The organism is Dinoroseobacter sp. PD6 (assembly GCF_028807315.1).
GTDB classification, from domain to species: Bacteria; Pseudomonadota; Alphaproteobacteria; order Rhodobacterales; family Rhodobacteraceae; genus Dinoroseobacter; species Dinoroseobacter shibae.
In genome coordinates, this window is the sequence record NZ_JARAMN010000003.1 from 444,792 (window position 1) to 460,990 (window position 16,199).

The window sequence follows — 16,199 nt, forward strand, 5'->3', positions numbered from 1 at the left end:
AGGGGCGCGTTAACCTTAAGGTTCCCGGGCCTGCGCGGGTGGGAGATCCGGTCTCGCGGCGGCGGCTGCGCGCGGTGTCTCGCGACGGCGCGAGGCCAGGTGCCCGGTTTGGCGCGCGTCCGGAACCGGGTGGGTTCTGCACCACCTTCAGGGGGAGGGGGTGCTGGTCACGTTCAAGTCTGCAAATATCCCTGCCGGGGGCGCCAAGAATGGCCACCGGGTGCGGCCGCGGGATTTCTTCGAAACCCGCTTTTCCGCACGCGGCGTCGTGCCTTCGGCAGACGCCGGGGTTTATCCGACTTCTTCGAGACGCTCCAGCGCGGCGCTGAGGGTGGCAAGCTCGGCCTCGCCAGCCGCGAGGCGTTCGCGGTTTTCCTCGACCACTTCGGCCGGGGCGGAGGCCACGAACTTCGCGTTCGACAGCCGCCCCCTGAGACCGCCCAGGTCTTTCTGGAGCTTGGCGAGGGTCTTGCCCAGCCGGTCCTTTTCGGCGCTGACGTCGATGATGTCCGCCAGTGGCAGGGCGAAGGTGCCGCCTTCGACCGGGATGGTCAGCGCGCCCTTGGGAGCCGTGTCTGCCTTGGTGATGCCTTCGATCCGGGCGAGCCGCTTGATCAGGGTTTCGTTATTGGCATAGGCGCGCTGTCCGGCCTCATCGAGCGCGACCTGCACCACGGGCACGTAGAGCCCCGCGGGCACCCGCATCTGGGCGCGCACGGAGCGCACGCTTTCGATCAGCGAGATCACCCAGTTCATTTCGCGGTCGGCGTCGACGTCGACCAGGTCGGCCCCGTAACTCGGCCAGTCCGCATGCACGAGCATCTTGTCGCGCTGTCCGGTTGTGCCCCAGAGCTCTTCGGTGATGAAGGGCATGATCGGGTGCAGCAGGATGAAGCACTGGTCCAGCACCCAGGCCATGACGGCGCGGGTTTCCGCCTTCGTGGCGTCATCGCCATCGAGCAGCAGCGGCTTGGCGAATTCCACGTACCAGTCGCAGACCTTGCCCCAGACGAAGGCATAAAGCGCATTGGCGGCGTCGTTGAACTTGTACTCGGCCAGGGCGGTATCGACCGCCTCGCGCACTTTCGCGGTCTCGCCGATGATCCAGCGGTTCACGGTTTCGGTGCAGCCGGGGGGCATGGCGGATTGGGTGTGGGCGGTGAAGACCTCGTTCATCTCGGCAAAGCGAGTGGCGTTCCACAGCTTGGTGCCGAAATTGCGGTAGCCCTGCACCCGTTGGAGGTCGAGTTTCAACACGCCGCCCAGGCTGGCCATGGCCGCCGAGGAGAAGCGCAGCGCATCCGCGCCGTACTCGTCGATGATCTCCAGCGGGTCGACGACGTTGCCGACGGATTTGGACATCTTCTTGCCCTTGGCGTCGCGCACGAGGCCGTGCAGGTAGACCTCGCGGAAGGGCACCTCGCCGGTGACGGCCAGTTGCATCATCATCATCCGCGCGACCCAGAAGAACAGGATGTCCTGGCCGGTCACGAGGGTGGAGGTGGGGAAATACTTGCGCAGCTCCTCGGTGTCCTCGGGCCAGCCCAGCGTGCCGATGGGCCAGAGACCCGACGAGAACCAGGTGTCGAGCACGTCCGGGTCCTGCACCAACGGGATCGCGTCGGGCACCGCTTCGGCCCGTTGGGCCGCCGCCACCGCGTCGGTCATCGGATCGACCCGGCCATCGGTGGGGCCGCTGCCCGGGGTGCCGCGCGGGAAGGAGCGCACGATGATCACCTTGTCGGCGTCGGGCAGGGCGTAGTAGCCCGCGGCCTTGGCCCGGGCTTCGTCCACCGAGTGGGCGACGAAATGCACGGCATTGGCGGGATCGAAATCAAGGGTTTCGACCCCGTTCACCTCGACCCGGCGGGGACCGTACCAGACCGGGATCTGGTGGCCCCACCACAGCTGGCGGGAGATGCACCAGGGCTCGATGTTGTCGAGCCAGTGGTAATAGGTTTTTTCCCCGCTTTCGGGCAGGATCTTGACGGTGCCATTGCGCACGGCGTCGAGCGCGGGGCCGACGATCTGCTCGGCATCCACGAACCACTGGTCGGTGAGCATCGGTTCGATCACCACTTTCGAACGGTCGCCGAAGGGCTGCATGATCGGTTTGGACTCGATCAGGGGGAGGAAGGCCGGGGCCTCCTCGGTCGCGGCCGCGCCCTCCTCGGTGGATGCGCCTGCGGCGGGGTTGGGGACCATGACGGCGAGGCCTTCGGCGGTGATCTGGTCGACCACCGCCTTGCGGGCTTCGAACCGGTCGAGCCCGCGCAGATCGTCGGGCACCAGGTTGAGGCTGTCGGCCTCGGCCTCGTCGAGCGTGCGGGTGCCTTCGGCGACTTCCATGGCGATGGCGGCGGCCTTGGCATAGGGGGCGCCGTCATCGCGCATCCGGGCCTTGGTATCCATCAGCCGGTACATCGGGATGCCGCAGCGCTTGGCGACCTGGTAGTCGTTGAAGTCATGCGCGCCGGTGATCTTCACCGCGCCCGAGCCGAAGGTCGGGTCCGGGTATTCATCGGTGATGATCGGGATCAGGCGGCGGTGTTCCTTGGGTCCGACAGGGATTTCACAGAGCTTTCCGACGATTGGCGCGTAACGTTCATCCGATGGGTGCACCGCGACCGCGCCGTCGCCCAGCATGGTTTCGGGCCGGGTCGTGGCGATGGAGATATAGTCGCGGGTCTCGCGCAGGGTGACGTTGCCGTCCGCGTCCTTCTCGACATATTCGTAGGTCTCGCCGCCCGCGAGCGGGTATTTGAAGTGCCACATATGACCTGGGGTCTCGATATTCTCGACCTCGAGATCGGAGATCGCGGTCTCGAAATGCGGGTCCCAGTTCACCAGCCGCTTGCCGCGGTAGATCAGGCCCTTGTCGTACATGTCGACGAAGACCTTGATGACCGCGTCGTGGAAATTCGGGCCGTTGCCCTTCTCGGGGTCGCCGTCGGCACCGCCCATGGTGAAGGCTTCGCGCGACCAGTCGCAGGAAGCGCCGATGCGCTTTAGCTGGCCGATGATGGTGCCGCGGGATTTGACCTTCTGTTCCCAGACGCGGGCGAGGAACGCAGCACGGCCCATCTCGGCGCGGGTCGGCTCGCCGTTCGCGGCCATTTCGCGTTCGGTCACCATCTGCGTGGCGATGCCCGCGTGGTCCGTGCCCGGCTGCCAGAGCGTGTCGTAGCCCTGCATCCGTTTCCACCGGACCAGGATGTCCTGGAGCGTGTTGTTGAACGCGTGCCCCATATGCAGAGAGCCCGTGACGTTGGGCGGCGGGATCATCACGCAGAAGGTCTCGTCCCGCGATGCGTTCGCGCCGGCCGCAAAGCATCCCTCCGCCTCCCACCGGGCATAGAGACGGGGTTCGGCCTCGGCGGCGTTGAAGGTTTTTTCCATGGGCATCGCGGTCATCCTTTGCACTTGGCCGAGGAGATAACGAAAGCCCGTGGAAAGGGAAAGGGGGCGGGCTGGACAGGGGCGCGCATGGGGCTAGAGTTCAGCGCGACAGAGCATGGGGAACATGATGGACAAGTTCGGGATCAGCCAATCGGCGGCGCGTATCGAAGACGTGCGGTTTCTGACCGGCGGTGGGCGGTATGTGGACGATATCGCCCCGGAGGACGCGCTGCACGGGGCGGTGTTGCGCTCGGACGTGGCCCATGGGGACATCACCGGGCTGGACACTTCGGCGGCGGCGGCGATGCCCGGTGTGGCCTTGGTGCTGACCGGGGAGGACCTGGCGGCGGCGGGCGTGCGGATGGACATGCAGGCCACGGTCCTGGCCAATCGTGACGGGTCCCGCGCGGCGGGGCCGAAGCGGCCCCTGCTGGCCCAGGGGCGCGTGCGTTTCGTGGGCGAGCCCATCGCCATGGTGTTCGCCGACACGCTGGCCCAGGCCCGGGACGCGGTGGAGGCGATCGCCCTGGAGATCGACGACCTGCCGGCCAAGATCGACCCGGTGCCGGGGGGCGCGACCCTCCACCCGGAGGCAGAGGACAACGTGGCCTTCGACTGGGCCTGCGGCGACGAGGCGGCGGTCGAGGCGGCCTTCGCCGCTGCCGCGCACCGGGTCGGGCTGGTGGTCGAGGACAACCGGATCATCGTGAATTCCATGGAGCCGCGCGGCTGTTATGCCGAGGTGACCGAGGGGCGTCTGCATCTGGCCCATAACGGCCAGGGCGTCTGGGCGATGAAGGGGCAGCTGTGCCGCAATCTCGGGCTGTCCCCCGAGGAGGTGCGCGTCACCAACCCGGATGTGGGCGGCGGGTTCGGGATGAAGGCGATGGCCTATCCGGAGTATTTCGTGGTGGCCCATGCGGCCCGGGTGCTGGGGCGTCCGTGCCGGTGGATGTCGGACCGGGGTGAGGCGATGCTGAGCGACAATGCGGGCCGCGACCTGGTCTCGGATGTGGAGCTGGCCTTTGACGAAGACCTGCGGCTGGTGGGGTTTCGGGCGGATGTGCTGAGCAATCTCGGCGCCTATAACTCCCAATTCGCGCAAGCGATCCAGACCAACCTGGCGATGAAGGTGATGACCGGCGTATATGACGTGCAGCACGCCTATATGCGGGTGCGCGGCATTTATACCAACACCACGCAGGTGGATGCGTATCGCGGGGCCGGGCGGCCCGAGGCGATCTATACCCTGGAGCGGGCGATGGATCACGCGGCGCGGACCCTCGGCGTCGATCCGTGGGAGTTGCGCAAGCGATGCTTCATCGCGCCCGATCAGATGCCCTATGCCGCGCCGTCGGGGGAGACCTATGACGTGGGCGAGTTCGCCCGGGTGCTGGACCGGGCCGCAGCGGAATCCGACCGCGCCGGGTTCGCCGCGCGCAAGGCCGCCAGTGCCGCGCAGGGGCGCTTGCGTGGGCAGGGGTTGTGTTACTACATCGAGGCCATTCTGGGCGATCCCAGCGAGGGTGCGAAGATGGTGTTCGAGGCGGACGGGACCGTCACGCTCTACGTGGGTACGCAGTCGAACGGGCAGGGGCACGAGACCGTGTTCATGCAGGTGCTGCACGAGATGACGGGCATTCCACCCGAGCGCATCCGGATCGTCCAGGGCGACAGCGATCTGATTGCCAAGGGGGGCGGCACCGGCGGGTCGCGGTCGGTCACGGTGCAGAGCCAGGCGACGCGCGCCATGGTGGACGTGGCCATCGCGGCCTTCGCGCCGTTCCTGGCCGAGCGGATGGGCGTCGATCCTGCGCAGGTCACGTTCGAGGACGGATCGTTCCGGGCCGAGGGGTCCAACGTGGTGATGACCATGATCGAGGCGGCGGAGGCCGCGCGCGCCGCGGGCGAGACCGCGCTTTTGACCCATGAGGCCGAGGCGACCCTGCCGGGCCGGTCCTTCCCCAATGGTGCCCATGTCTGCGAGGTGGAGATCGATCCGGAGACCGGCGTGGTCGCGGTGGACCGCTACACCGTGGTGGATGATTTCGGCGTGCTCATCAATCCGCGGCTTGCCGAGGGGCAGGTCCATGGCGGCGTGGTGCAGGGGATCGGGCAGGCGATCACCGAGCATGTGGTCTATGATGCGGATGGGCAGCTTCTGACCGCGAGCTTCATGGATTACGGCATGCCGCGGGCGGACGATGTGCCGATGATCGCCTTCTATACCGAGCCGGTGCCGTCGAAGAACAACGTGCTGGGCATGAAGGGGTGCGGCGAGGCCGGGACAGTGGGCGCGCTGGCGGCTGTGGCCAACGCGGTGCAGGATGCGGTCTGGGACCTGGGCCTGCGCAAGGTGGACATGCCCTTCACCCCGGCGCGGGTCTGGGAGATGCTGTCGGACCGCGCTCACGCGGCGGAATGAGCCGCTGAACGGGAAACGGCGCTCCGAAGAGCGCCGTTCGCCTTGGTCGAAGACCCGTCGTTTAAGCGGCGCGGCGCTTGCGCCGGGCCAGGCCGAGACCCGCGATCCCGGCGCCCAGCAGCAGAACACTCGCCGGCAGCGGCACGGGCGCGGTGGCCTCGTAGCCCTTCACCAGGAAGGCCAGACGGCCATTGGGCGACTTGTCCCAGGCGCCCGCATCCCAGTCGAAAACGAAGGTCCCCGACAGCGAGGTGATCGGTTCGCCGCTGTCGAGCGCGAAAATGACGCCGGTTTCGCCGGAATTGCTCAGGTCGTCGAAGATCGAGACGGACTGCGCGGCGCCGTTCGCTTCGGTCACGTTGATCGTCGCCGAAGTGCCGGTCGGGTTGGTCGGATCGAAGATGAAGTTGCCGGTGGGCACTTTTTCCTTTGTCTGCTCGCGGTTGAGCGCCTTGGCCACCAGTTTCACCGCACCCAGGTCGCCCACCAGCACGTCGTTGGAGGCGCTGATCACCTTGGTGCCGTCGCTCACGGTGTAGTCCAGAATGCCCGTGGCGGCATTGTAATCCAGGGTCCAGCCATAAGTCGCGCCGTTGACCCAGGTGACGTCCTGGGCATCGTTATCGCTGCCGGTGTCCTCGCCGGAGCGGACAAAGACATCCTTGCCGCCCCGCTTGCCGGTGGTCGGGGTCTGATCGACCTTGGTTTCGACATTGAAGAGCTTGTCGCCGACGGGATCGGTCAGCGTCACAAGGGTGGCCGCCGATACCATGGCGGGAGCAAGCGCCAGCGCGGCGCATGTGCAGAACAGGATTTTCATTGGAGCCTCAACTCGGGTTCACCATTACTGGATCGTGGACTATTGCGCGTGGTCCGAGTCGTCAATCGGCGGGCGGAGGCGGGCTATGGGAGCGTCTTGCAGAGCACGGGTCGCTTGGGCCGAGGGCGAGGTTTGCCTTTTCGGTGGAATAGATATAAAAATCAAGGACTTGCTTGGGATCATGCTTGAAGCCTTGGCAGGGGTCGGGATCGGATGGCCGGCCAGGTCGCGTCCATGACGTTGCGTCATCGATTTGTGGGCCTGTGGGGGGAGTGTTTTGGGTTCGGATGAATTGTGCCCAGTGTCAGAACAATTCCCGGGCGCCACGGGGACGTGAAACAGGTTTGATTTACACATTTGCGATAAGTTCGGGATACTATGAGCATGAGTACCCGGACCTGACCCATGGCGGCCCCTTCCGTCCATACCCCCACCGACCACATCGTCATTCTCGATGGGACGATGTCGTCGCTCATGCCCGGGCGGGAGACGAATGCGGGGCTGGCCTACAAGTTGATCCGGGACCGGCGCGACCCACATGTGACCCTGTTCTACGAGCCCGGCATCCAGTGGCAGGGCTGGCGCCGCAGCATCGAGGTGATCGCGGGGATCGGGATCAACCGGCAGATCCGCCGGGCCTACAGGTTTCTCGCCCATCGCTACCGGCCCGGGGATCGGATCTTCCTGCTGGGCTATTCGCGGGGGGCCTATGCGGTGCGGTCGCTGGCCGGGGTGATCGACCAGATGGGCCTGCTGCGCCCGGAGGCGGCGACCGATGCCCGGGTGGGGCAGCTCTATCGCTATTACCAGGAGCGGCGGGGCAGCCGTTGGGCGGCGAAATTCGCCGCGCGCTATTGCCACCGGGACGTGCCGATCGAGATGATCGGGGCCTGGGATACGGTCAAGGCGCTGGGCATCCGCGCGCCGGTTCTGTGGCGGCTGGCCCCCATGGCGACCGAGTTCCATTCCGACCAGCTGAGCGCGTCGGTCAGGCACGGGTTCCACGCGCTGGCGCTGAACGAGCGGCGGTTGGCTTTCGCGCCGGTGCTATGGACCTGTCCGCCCGGCTGGAACGGGCATGTGGAGCAGGTCTGGTTCCGCGGCACCCATGGCGATATCGGCGGGCAGCTTGCGGGCTTTGCCCCGGCGCGTCCGCTGGCGAACATTCCGCTGGTCTGGATACTGGAGCAGGCGGAGAGTTGTGGGCTGCGCCTGCCGGACCGGTGGCAGGACCGGTTCCCGCGCGACGCCGCGGCGCCCTCGATGGGGTCCTGGCGGCGTTGGGCCAAGCTGTTCGTGCTGCGCCGCGCGCGCAAGGTCGGTTTGGACCGGTCCGAGAGCCTGCACGAGTCGGTTCCCCGCATTCCGAAGATCCCGTTTCTGCGGCGCGCGACGCAAGGGCTGTGGACCATGCCGCGGGGGGATCTGCCCCGGCTGCGTGCCCGGCTGCGCATTCCGCGGCGTGGCGCCCGGTCCTGACAAGGTCCGCCGGATCCGGCGCAAGGGTTGGGGTTTGCGGGGCGGCGTAGTGCGCCGCGCGAGGAGCGGCGCGTGTTGGCGCGGGCGGGCTCAGCCGTTCAGGATCAGGCAGGTCGTCGTGCCGGTGGCATAGGGTTTGCCATCGGCCAGGCCGCGGATCTCGCCATGGGCCACGGCGGTGGTCCGGCCCCCGTGATCGACGACCCCTTCGGCGGCGATCCGGGTGCCCGGTGGCAGGGCGCGGGTGATGTTGATCTTGTACTCCAGCGTCGTGTAGAGGCGGCCCTTCGGCACGGTTGTCATCACCGCGCAGCCCATCGCGCTATCGAGCAGGGTGCCGTACCAGCCGCCATGGACCCCGCCCATGGGGTTGCAATGCGCCGGATCGGGCGTGCCGGTGAACACCACGCGGCCCGGAGCGACTTCGGTCAGACGGTAGCCTAGCGTTTCTGCCATGGGAGGACTTGGTAGTTTGCCTGACAGCACTGCCTGCATGAATGCAAGGCCCGTCACTGCCTTCAGGTCATCTAATGTCGAGGGGATGAAGGGTTCTGACACAACCTATCCAGTTGAAAGAACAGCAGTTTCAGTGCTTTATGACCGATTCTCGGGCGCATTGTAAGCATAAGTTGACGTAAATCAATTCTTCTCGAATCGGAAATAATGACCCAATATTGGTAAGTTCATCAGACCACTTTGGGAGGAAAACATGAAATCACTACTCGGGTCCGTGGCGCTGTGCGTCGCGGCGACCGGCGTCGCGCACGCGCAGGACAACATGGAAAAATTGTCCAACATGCAGAAAACCGGCGCGACATTCACCTTCATCGATCAGGGCGGCGACCGGGCCGAGGCGCTGCGCAACATCATCCAGCACATCAACGTGCCCGACGGCTTCGAGGTCAGCCTCTATGCGGTTGTGCCCGATGCCCGCTCGATGTCCATGGCGCCCCAGGGCACCGTCCTGTTCGCCGGCACGCGCAAGGACAAGGTCTGGTCCATCGTCGACCGGGATCGCGACAGGGTCGCCGATGAGGTCAAGGACTTCGCGCCTTCGGTCACCTTCGACATCCCCAACGGGCCGTGTTTCTCGCCGGACGGGTTCCTGTACATCGCCGAGCGGAACCGCATCCTGGTCTTCCCGGCTGCCGAGTTCTTCTTCGAGAGTCCGGATATCGCCGTGGGCACCGTGGTGCCGCAGGGCGAGTTGATCCCGGTCGAGGAAGAGAGCTTCAACCATTCCGCCCGGGTGTGCGACATCGGCCCGGACGGCAAGCTTTATGTCTCGCTGGGCCAGCCGCATAACGTGCAGCCGCTGGACAAGATCGAGATGTATGACGAGATCGGCATCGGCGGCATCATCCGGATGAACACCGACGGCTCAGAGCGCGAGGTCTATACCCGCGGCGTGCGCAACTCGGTCGGGCAGGATTTCAACCCGGCGACGGGTGAGTTGTGGTGGACCGACAACCAGGTCGACGGGATGGGCGACGATATACCGCCGGGCGAGTTGAACCGGCAGACCGAGGCGGGTCAGCATTTCGGCTTCCCCTGGACCAATGCCCGGGTCGAGATCGTCTCGGAGGCGGATTTCCCCCGGCCCGAGGGGGTGACCTTTGTCGAGCCGCAACTTGAGCTGACCGCCCATGCGGCGGATCTGGGCATGCGGTTCTACCACGACAGCAGCTTCCCCGAGGCGTATCATGGGGGCATCTTCTGGGCGCAGCACGGGTCCTGGAACCGCACCACGCCGGTGGGCGCCCGGGTGATGTTCACTGCCCTCGATCCCGAAACCGGGGATGCGGTGGGCGCGGAGGTATTCGCCGATGGCTGGCTGAACGAAGAGACCGGCGAGTATCGCGGGCGTCCGATGGACATCGAATTCCTGCCCGATGGCTCGATGCTGGTCTCGGATGACTTCGCCGGGGCGATCTGGCGGATCGCCTATGTTGGGATGCCCGCCGAATGAGGCAGGCCCTGATCACGGTTCTCGGCGGGCTGATGCTCGCCGGGGGCGCCCCGGCACCGGCGGTCGCGGATGACCCGGTCGCGGGGCGCAAGATCGCCAATATGTGCCGCACCTGTCACGGGTTGGACGGGATGGCGGCGATCCCCATCGCGCCCCATATCGGCGGGGAGCCGGAGGAGTACCTGGAGGCGCAGTTGATGGCCTTCAAGACCGGCGCGCGGGTCCACGAGATGATGAGCGTGGTCACCGCGGGGCTCAGCGCGCAGCAGATCTCGGACGTGGCGGCCTGGTATGCGGCCCATGCGGCGCGCGCCACGCTGCCCGAGGGCGTGCAGGCGGAGGATGCGCCGCAGGCCTGCGTGTCCTGCCATGGCGCGAACGGGATCTCGCAGCTGTTGGACGCGCCGAACCTGGCGGGAGAGACGAACATCTACATCGACACCCAGCTCAAGGCGTACAAACGAGGCCAGCGCCAGCATGACATCATGTCGGAGGTGGCCGCGGAGCTGTCCGATGCCGAGATCCGGGAGATCGCCGATTGGTACGCCGCGATCACGCTCGAGATCGAGATGGCGGAATAGGAAGACGCGCGCCGGGGCGGGGGGAGGCCCGCCCGCGACCTGCGCGGGATATCGGGTCGGGGTCGCTCAGGCCGCGACTTCGGCGAGCCCGGCCTTGGGCGTCACGCCGAGGGCCGCGCAGACCTCCCGGGTCAATTCGGGCTTGTTGAGCGTGTAGAAATGCAGGTCCTCGACCCCGCCCTCGCGCAACTCGGTGCACAGCTCGGTGGTCAATGCGATGGACAGAAGGTCCTCGCGACCATCCCGGATGGCCGCGGCATAAGCCTCGTCGAGCCAGGCGGGCACCTTGGTGCCGCAGCGCAGGGCGAACTGGCGCGCCCGTGTCCAATTCTCGATCGGGATGATGCCCGGGATGATGGGCGCGTCGATCCCCGCCTTGGCGCAGCGATCGCGGAAGCGGAAGAACGTCTCGGCCTCGAAGAAGAACTGGGTGATCGCCGAGTGGGCGCCCGCGTCGATCTTGCGCTTGAGGTAGTCGACATCCGCGTCGGCACTCGCGGCCTCCGGGTGCTGGTCCGGGTAGGCCCCCACGCGCAGGGTGAACTTGCCCGTGGCGGCCAGCGCCTCGATCAGCTCGACCGAGCTGGCAAAGCCGTCTCGGGCGGCGGTGAAGCGGTCGGCACCCTTGGGCGGGTCGCCGCGCAGGGCGACGATCTCGGTCACACCCGCCGCGGCGTAGCCCTCGGCGATCTCCAGGGTCTCGGCGCGGGTCGCCTCGACGCAGGTCAGGTGCGCGGCCACGTTCAGCCCGTAGTTCTGCCCGATCGTGGCCACCGCGTCATGGGTCAGCTTGCGGGTCGTGCCCCCCGCACCGTAGGTGACGGAGACGAAACTCGGGTCGAGCGGAGCAAGGGTCCGGACCGTATCCCACAGCCGGAAGGAGGCTGCGATGGACTGGGGCGGGAAGAATTCGAAAGACACGCGCGGTGCGGACATGGGGATTTCCTGATTTGGCTGCCCGGATGTTTCCCACACTTGCCAAACTGAGACAATTTCATAATCTTCAAGATGAACATGAAGGCGGCTCAGGTCATGCATCTGGAATTTCGACATCTGCGCACGGTCAAGGCGATCCACGAGGCCGGAGGTTTGGCCAAGGCGGCCGATCAGCTCAACATCACGCAATCGGCCTTGTCCCATCAGATCAAGGGGTTGGAGGACCAGGCGGGGCTGGAGCTGTTCGTGCGCCGCTCCAAGCCGCTGAAGCTGTCGGCGGCGGGCATGCGGCTGTTGCGGCTGGCCGAGCAGGTGCTGCCCCAGGTCGCCGCGCTGGAGGAAGAGTTCCGCGGGATCAAGGCGGGAAAGACCGGGCGGCTGCATATCGCCATCGAATGCCACGCCTGTTACGAGTGGCTGTTTCCGGTGCTGGAGCAGTTCCGCAAGGCCTGGCCGGACGTGGATGTGGACATCCGCCCGGGGCTGCAATTCCAGGCGCTGCCCGCCCTGCAGCGCGAAGAGGTGGACCTGGTGATCTCGTCGGATCCGGAAGAGTTGCCGGGCGTCGATTTCACCCCGCTCTTCGACTACGAGCCCGTGTTCGTCGCGTCCGCCGCCCATCCGCTGGCGGCCAAACCCTTTGTCGAGGCAGAGGATTTCCGAGACGAGCTGCTGATCACCTACCCGGTGGATCGCGCCCGGCTCGACGTGTTCTCCGAACTGCTGATCCCGGCGCGGATCGAGCCGCGCGCGGTCCGGCAGGTGGAGCTGACGGCGGTGATCCTTCTGCTGGTGGCGTCCAATCGGGGGGTCGCGGTGCTGCCCGACTGGGTGGTGCGGGAGGTGCGCTACAATTCGGACTATGTCACGCGGCCGCTGACGGAAACCGGCGTGACCAAGCGGCTCTATGCGGCCACGCGCGACACCGAGACCACGCTGCCCTTCATGTCCCATGTCATCCGGCTGGCGCGGACCGAGCCGATCAAGCTGCAACGGTCCGGGACCGCCGAAGAACCGCAAAGCGCCTGAGCCCCGCGCGCGGCAAAGCCTCTTCATCTGTGTCGACATACTCCGGGCGAGGCGCGCGCAGCGCGGCGGGGGCAGCGCCCCCAACCGGACCCTCAGCCCAGTGCGGCGATGATCCCGGTGAAATCCGCCGCCGTCAGGGATGCGCCGCCCACAAGCGCCCCGTCCACGTTGGACACGGCGAAGATCTCGGCGGCGTTGCCGGGCTTGACCGAGCCGCCATAGAGCAGCCGTACCGACCGCCCCACGCCTTCGCCGAAACGTTGTTCCAGTCGCGCGCGGATGAAATCATGCACCTCGCCGATCTGGTCGACGCTGGGCACCCGGCCCGTGCCGATGGCCCAGACCGGCTCATAGGCCACCACGAGATTGGCACCCGTGGCGGTGTCGGGGATGGAGCCCGCCAGTTGCCCGCCGATGATCGCCAGCGTGTTGGCGGCATCGCGTTCGGCCTCGGTCTCGCCCACGCAGACGATGGCGGTCAGCCCGGCCTGCCAGGCCGCGAGCGTCTGGGCGCGCACATCCGCGTCGCGCTCGCCGTCGTCCTGGCGCCGTTCGGAATGCCCCACGATCACGTAGCTGGCCCCGGCATCGCGCAGCATCGGCGCCGAGACATGGCCCGTATGGGCGCCCGAGGGGGCGGGATGGCAATACTGCCCGCCGATCTGCAGGGCGGTGCCCTCGGCCTGCGCCGCCATGGGCGCCAGGAGCGTCGCGGGCGGGCAGAGCAGGACCTCGGGTCCGTCCGCAGCGGCCGCGGCCGTGATCGCCTCCGCTTCCGCGAGGGCCGCGCGCAGCCCGTTCATCTTCCAGTTTCCCGCCGCCAGTTTCCGCCGCATGGCCTGTCCTCTCGTCGCGTTTCGTTGCCCAATGGATACGCGGGTTGGGCGGGCGGTGCATCCGCTTTCTGGCGCGGCATGGCCGGTTCGGTCTGCTTGAAGATGCGGCACCCGGCCGCCATCCCGCGGCGATCCCGGCGCGGCGCGGCGGCAAAAGCGGACAGAGGCCCGTGCGGCCCTATATGGACAAGGTATCCCGGTTTACCCTGGTCTGCCCCGCAGGCCCGCGCCCGACAGGAGGTTCGCCCATGCGCTGCATCTCTCTTTTCGCCGCCGCTCTCGCTGCCATGGGGCTTGCCGCCCCGGCAGAGGCCCAGGCCCGCAAGCCCAGCCATTGCATCGCCATCGCGGATGCTGCGCCGGGGATCGAGTACATTCAGAAGGCCAGTTTCGGACAGCCCCTGCAGGAGTTCACCGTGCGGCTGAGCTATATCGCCCATGCCAGCTTCCTGCTGGAGGGGCCGGAGGGCTTCTCGGCGGTCACCGATTACACCGGGTTTCTGGGCAACACGGATTTCTTTCCCGATGTGGTCACGATGAACAACGCCCATTCGACCCATTGGACCGACACCCCGGACCCGCGCATTCCCCACGTTTTGCCCGGATGGAACCCCAACGGCGCCAATCCGATCGAGCATTACCTGGAACTGGGCGAGGTGCTTGTGCGGAATGTGCCCACGGATGTGCGCTCGGGCTTCGGCACGGTGAGCGCGCCCCTGGGCAACTCGATCTTCGTGTTCGAAATTGCAGGGCTCTGCATCGGGCATCTGGGGCACCTGCATCACGCGCTCAACGATCGGCAATTCGCGGCGCTGGGCCGGCTCGACGTGGTGATGGCACCGGTCGACGGCGGCTATACGGTGCCGCAGGAGGTGATGATCGACCTGCTCAAGCGGCTGCGGTCCTCGGTCATCATTCCGATGCACTGGTTCGGGGACTTCACCCTGGAGAAGTTCCTGGACGGCATGGCCGATGAGTTCCGCATCGACCGGCGGGAGGAGAATTTCATCGAGGTCTCGCTCCGCAGCCTGCCGTCGGAGCCGACGGTGGTGGTGCTGCGCCCGGCCTGGCTGCGCGACGACGGCTGAGCTTGACCCGCCGGGGCGCTGCGGGGACAAGAACGCGACAGATCAGGAGACAGAGATGCTGGACACCGTGCCTGCCGATTTCGAGACCGCCGTGCGCGCCGCCCTGCCGGAGGCGGCCTTTCCCGAGTTGTCGGCGGCCTATCTCGAAGAGCCGCGGGGACGGTATGCGGGCTCCGGCGGGCTGCTGGTGGCGCCGGGCGCGACCGAGGAGGTGGCGACGCTGGTGCGGCTGGCCCAGGCGCACAAGGTGCCGATCATCCCCTACGGCGGCGGCACGGGCCTCGTGGGCGGGCAGATCGCGCCCGCGGGTCCGGTGCCGGTGATCCTGTCCCTGCGGCGGATGCGGTCCATCCGCGCGGTCTATCCCGAGGAGAACGTGCTGGTGGCCGACGCGGGCGCGGTGCTGGCCGAGGTGCAGCAGGCGGCCAGGGATGTCGGGCGGCTCTTTCCGCTGTCGCTGGCTTCCGAGGGCTCGGCCACCATCGGCGGGGTGTTGGCCACGAATGCGGGCGGGGTCAATGTGCTGCGCTACGGCAATGCGCGGGACTTGTGTCTTGGGCTGGAGGCGGTGATGCCGGATGGGGCGATCTGGCACGGGCTGACGCGGCTGCGGAAGAACAACATGGGCTACGATCTGCGCCACCTGCTGATCGGGGCGGAGGGCACGCTGGGGATCATCACCGGCGCGGCGCTGCGCCTGTCACCCCTGCCGCAGCGCCACGGGGTCGGGCTGCTGGTGGTCGACAGCCCCGCCGCGGCGCTCGACCTGCTGGCGCTTGCGGGGGAGGTTGCGGGCGACACGATTTCGGCCTTCGAGCTGATCTCGGGGCGCGGGTTCGAGTTCTTTGCCGAGACCATGCCGGAGATGCGCGCGCCCCTCGATCCGGTGCCCGCCTGGTCGGTGCTGATCGATCTGGCAGGTGCCAGCGGGTTCGATCCCGAGGGCGCGCTGGAGACGCTTTTTGCCCGGGCGGCGGAGGCGGGGCTGGTGTCTGACGGGGTGATCGCCCAGTCCGAGGCGCAGGCGGACGCGCTCTGGGCGCTGCGGGAGAACATCCCCGAGGCAAACCGGCGGATCGGGTCGGTGTCGTCTCATGACATCTCGGTGCCCCTGTCGGAGATCCCCAACTTCATCGAGACCGCCACGGCGCGGCTGGCCGGGATCGGGGATTACCGGATCAACTGCTTCGGCCATGTGGGCGACGGAAACCTGCACTATAACGTCTTCCCGCAACCGGGCCGCAGTCGGGCCGATCACGAGGACGAACGGCCCGCGATCAAGACCTGCGTGCATGATCTGGTGCATGAGCTGGGCGGGTCGGTTTCGGCCGAGCACGGGGTGGGGCGGCTGAAGGTCGAGGATCTTGAACGCTACGGCGATCCGGTGAAGCAGGCGGCGATGCGCGCGATCAAGGATGCGCTAGACCCACACGGGCTGATGAACCCCGGTGCGGTGCTGCGCGCCCGGACGTGACCGATCCGGCGCAAGGATCCGGGGGAAAAAAGCCCGGCGCCGTGAGGGTCACGGGCCGGGTCAGTCAACCTTAGGGAAACCTGTCGATCGCTGCATCGACAGTAATCACCATAGCGCCGAGTCGTTAGCAAACCGTTAGGATTTGACCGGTTTCCGGCACCCT

Annotated in this window: 12 protein-coding genes; 7 read left to right on the forward strand and 5 right to left on the reverse strand. The window is 67.0% G+C overall.

Annotated features, from left to right (window positions below; genetic code table 11):
- Window positions 1-291: 291 nt before the first annotated feature.
- Window positions 292-3,405 (reverse strand): valine--tRNA ligase, encoded by a 3,114-nt coding sequence (locus PVW48_RS07870; RefSeq protein WP_274580945.1) that lies wholly within the window; start codon window positions 3,403-3,405, stop codon window positions 292-294.
- Window positions 3,406-3,526: 121 nt separating this feature from the next.
- On the opposite strand from PVW48_RS07870, the gene PVW48_RS07875 reads away from it, so the two are divergent.
- Window positions 3,527-5,824: a xanthine dehydrogenase family protein molybdopterin-binding subunit gene (locus PVW48_RS07875; protein ID WP_274580978.1), complete on the forward strand. Its 2,298-nt coding sequence runs from the start codon at window positions 3,527-3,529 to the stop codon at window positions 5,822-5,824.
- Between the two features lie 61 nt (window positions 5,825-5,885).
- Here the strand turns inward: PVW48_RS07875 and PVW48_RS07880 are convergent, their stop codons facing one another.
- Window positions 5,886-6,644 carry a VPLPA-CTERM sorting domain-containing protein gene (locus tag PVW48_RS07880; RefSeq protein ID WP_274580946.1) on the reverse strand — a complete coding sequence of 253 codons (759 nt, stop codon included), beginning with the start codon at window positions 6,642-6,644 and terminating at the stop codon, window positions 5,886-5,888.
- Between the two features lie 405 nt (window positions 6,645-7,049).
- On the opposite strand from PVW48_RS07880, the gene PVW48_RS07885 reads away from it, so the two are divergent.
- Window positions 7,050-8,123, forward strand: coding sequence for a DUF2235 domain-containing protein (locus PVW48_RS07885; protein WP_274580947.1), 1,074 nt, complete (start codon window positions 7,050-7,052; stop codon window positions 8,121-8,123).
- Between the two features lie 90 nt (window positions 8,124-8,213).
- Here PVW48_RS07885 and PVW48_RS07890 read toward each other — a convergent pair whose 3' ends face one another.
- A complete protein-coding gene (locus tag PVW48_RS07890; protein WP_274580948.1) occupies window positions 8,214-8,681 on the reverse strand; it encodes a PaaI family thioesterase in 468 nt (155 codons plus the stop codon).
- Window positions 8,682-8,832: 151 nt separating this feature from the next.
- Between PVW48_RS07890 and PVW48_RS07895 the strand changes: the two genes are divergently transcribed.
- Window positions 8,833-10,092 carry a PQQ-dependent sugar dehydrogenase gene (locus tag PVW48_RS07895; protein WP_012178752.1) on the forward strand — a complete coding sequence of 420 codons (1,260 nt, stop codon included), beginning with the start codon at window positions 8,833-8,835 and terminating at the stop codon, window positions 10,090-10,092.
- The gene (locus tag PVW48_RS07900; protein WP_012178751.1) at window positions 10,089-10,673 is read left to right on the forward strand and encodes a c-type cytochrome; all 585 of its coding nucleotides are present in this window, start codon (window positions 10,089-10,091) and stop codon (window positions 10,671-10,673) included. Before PVW48_RS07895 ends, PVW48_RS07900 begins: the two co-directional genes overlap by 4 nt.
- Window positions 10,674-10,739: 66 nt before the next feature.
- On the opposite strand, the gene metF is transcribed toward PVW48_RS07900, so the two are convergent.
- The gene (gene metF / locus PVW48_RS07905) at window positions 10,740-11,609 is read right to left on the reverse strand and encodes a methylenetetrahydrofolate reductase [NAD(P)H] (protein ID WP_274580949.1); all 870 of its coding nucleotides are present in this window, start codon (window positions 11,607-11,609) and stop codon (window positions 10,740-10,742) included.
- A 96-nt stretch (window positions 11,610-11,705) separates the two neighbouring features.
- On the opposite strand from metF, the gene PVW48_RS07910 reads away from it, so the two are divergent.
- On the forward strand, window positions 11,706-12,638 hold the full coding sequence (locus PVW48_RS07910) for a LysR family transcriptional regulator (protein ID WP_274580979.1): 933 nt from the start codon (window positions 11,706-11,708) through the stop codon (window positions 12,636-12,638).
- 92 nt (window positions 12,639-12,730) lie between these two features.
- Here PVW48_RS07910 and tpiA read toward each other — a convergent pair whose 3' ends face one another.
- On the reverse strand, window positions 12,731-13,474 hold the full coding sequence (tpiA, locus tag PVW48_RS07915) for a triose-phosphate isomerase (RefSeq protein WP_274580950.1): 744 nt from the start codon (window positions 13,472-13,474) through the stop codon (window positions 12,731-12,733).
- A gap of 248 nt (window positions 13,475-13,722) precedes the next feature.
- On the opposite strand from tpiA, the gene PVW48_RS07920 reads away from it, so the two are divergent.
- Both PVW48_RS07920 and PVW48_RS07925 read left to right on the forward strand, forming a co-directional pair.
- Complete coding sequence (locus PVW48_RS07920) at window positions 13,723-14,562, forward strand: MBL fold metallo-hydrolase (RefSeq protein ID WP_012178747.1); 840 nt, start codon at window positions 13,723-13,725, stop codon at window positions 14,560-14,562.
- Between the two features lie 55 nt (window positions 14,563-14,617).
- On the forward strand, window positions 14,618-16,036 hold the full coding sequence (locus PVW48_RS07925; RefSeq protein ID WP_012178746.1) for an FAD-binding oxidoreductase: 1,419 nt from the start codon (window positions 14,618-14,620) through the stop codon (window positions 16,034-16,036).
- Window positions 16,037-16,199 lie beyond the last annotated feature (163 nt).

Excerpts from the sequence above, each read along its gene's own strand:
- PVW48_RS07885 (WP_274580947.1), top strand. The coding sequence starts at position 7,050 with ATGGCGGCCCCTTCCGTCCATACCCCCACCGACCACATCGTCATTCTC.
- PVW48_RS07870 (WP_274580945.1), bottom strand. The coding sequence starts at position 3,405 with ATGCCCATGGAAAAAACCTTCAACGCCGCCGAGGCCGAACCCCGTCTC.
- PVW48_RS07895 (WP_012178752.1), top strand. The coding sequence starts at position 8,833 with ATGAAATCACTACTCGGGTCCGTGGCGCTGTGCGTCGCGGCGACCGGC.
- PVW48_RS07875 (WP_274580978.1), top strand. The coding sequence starts at position 3,527 with ATGGACAAGTTCGGGATCAGCCAATCGGCGGCGCGTATCGAAGACGTG.
- PVW48_RS07880 (WP_274580946.1), bottom strand. The coding sequence starts at position 6,644 with ATGAAAATCCTGTTCTGCACATGCGCCGCGCTGGCGCTTGCTCCCGCC.
- metF (WP_274580949.1), bottom strand. The coding sequence starts at position 11,609 with ATGTCCGCACCGCGCGTGTCTTTCGAATTCTTCCCGCCCCAGTCCATC.
- tpiA (WP_274580950.1), bottom strand. The coding sequence starts at position 13,474 with ATGCGGCGGAAACTGGCGGCGGGAAACTGGAAGATGAACGGGCTGCGC.
- PVW48_RS07910 (WP_274580979.1), top strand. The coding sequence starts at position 11,706 with ATGCATCTGGAATTTCGACATCTGCGCACGGTCAAGGCGATCCACGAG.
- PVW48_RS07925 (WP_012178746.1), top strand. The coding sequence starts at position 14,618 with ATGCTGGACACCGTGCCTGCCGATTTCGAGACCGCCGTGCGCGCCGCC.
- PVW48_RS07900 (WP_012178751.1), top strand. The coding sequence starts at position 10,089 with ATGAGGCAGGCCCTGATCACGGTTCTCGGCGGGCTGATGCTCGCCGGG.
- PVW48_RS07920 (WP_012178747.1), top strand. The coding sequence starts at position 13,723 with ATGCGCTGCATCTCTCTTTTCGCCGCCGCTCTCGCTGCCATGGGGCTT.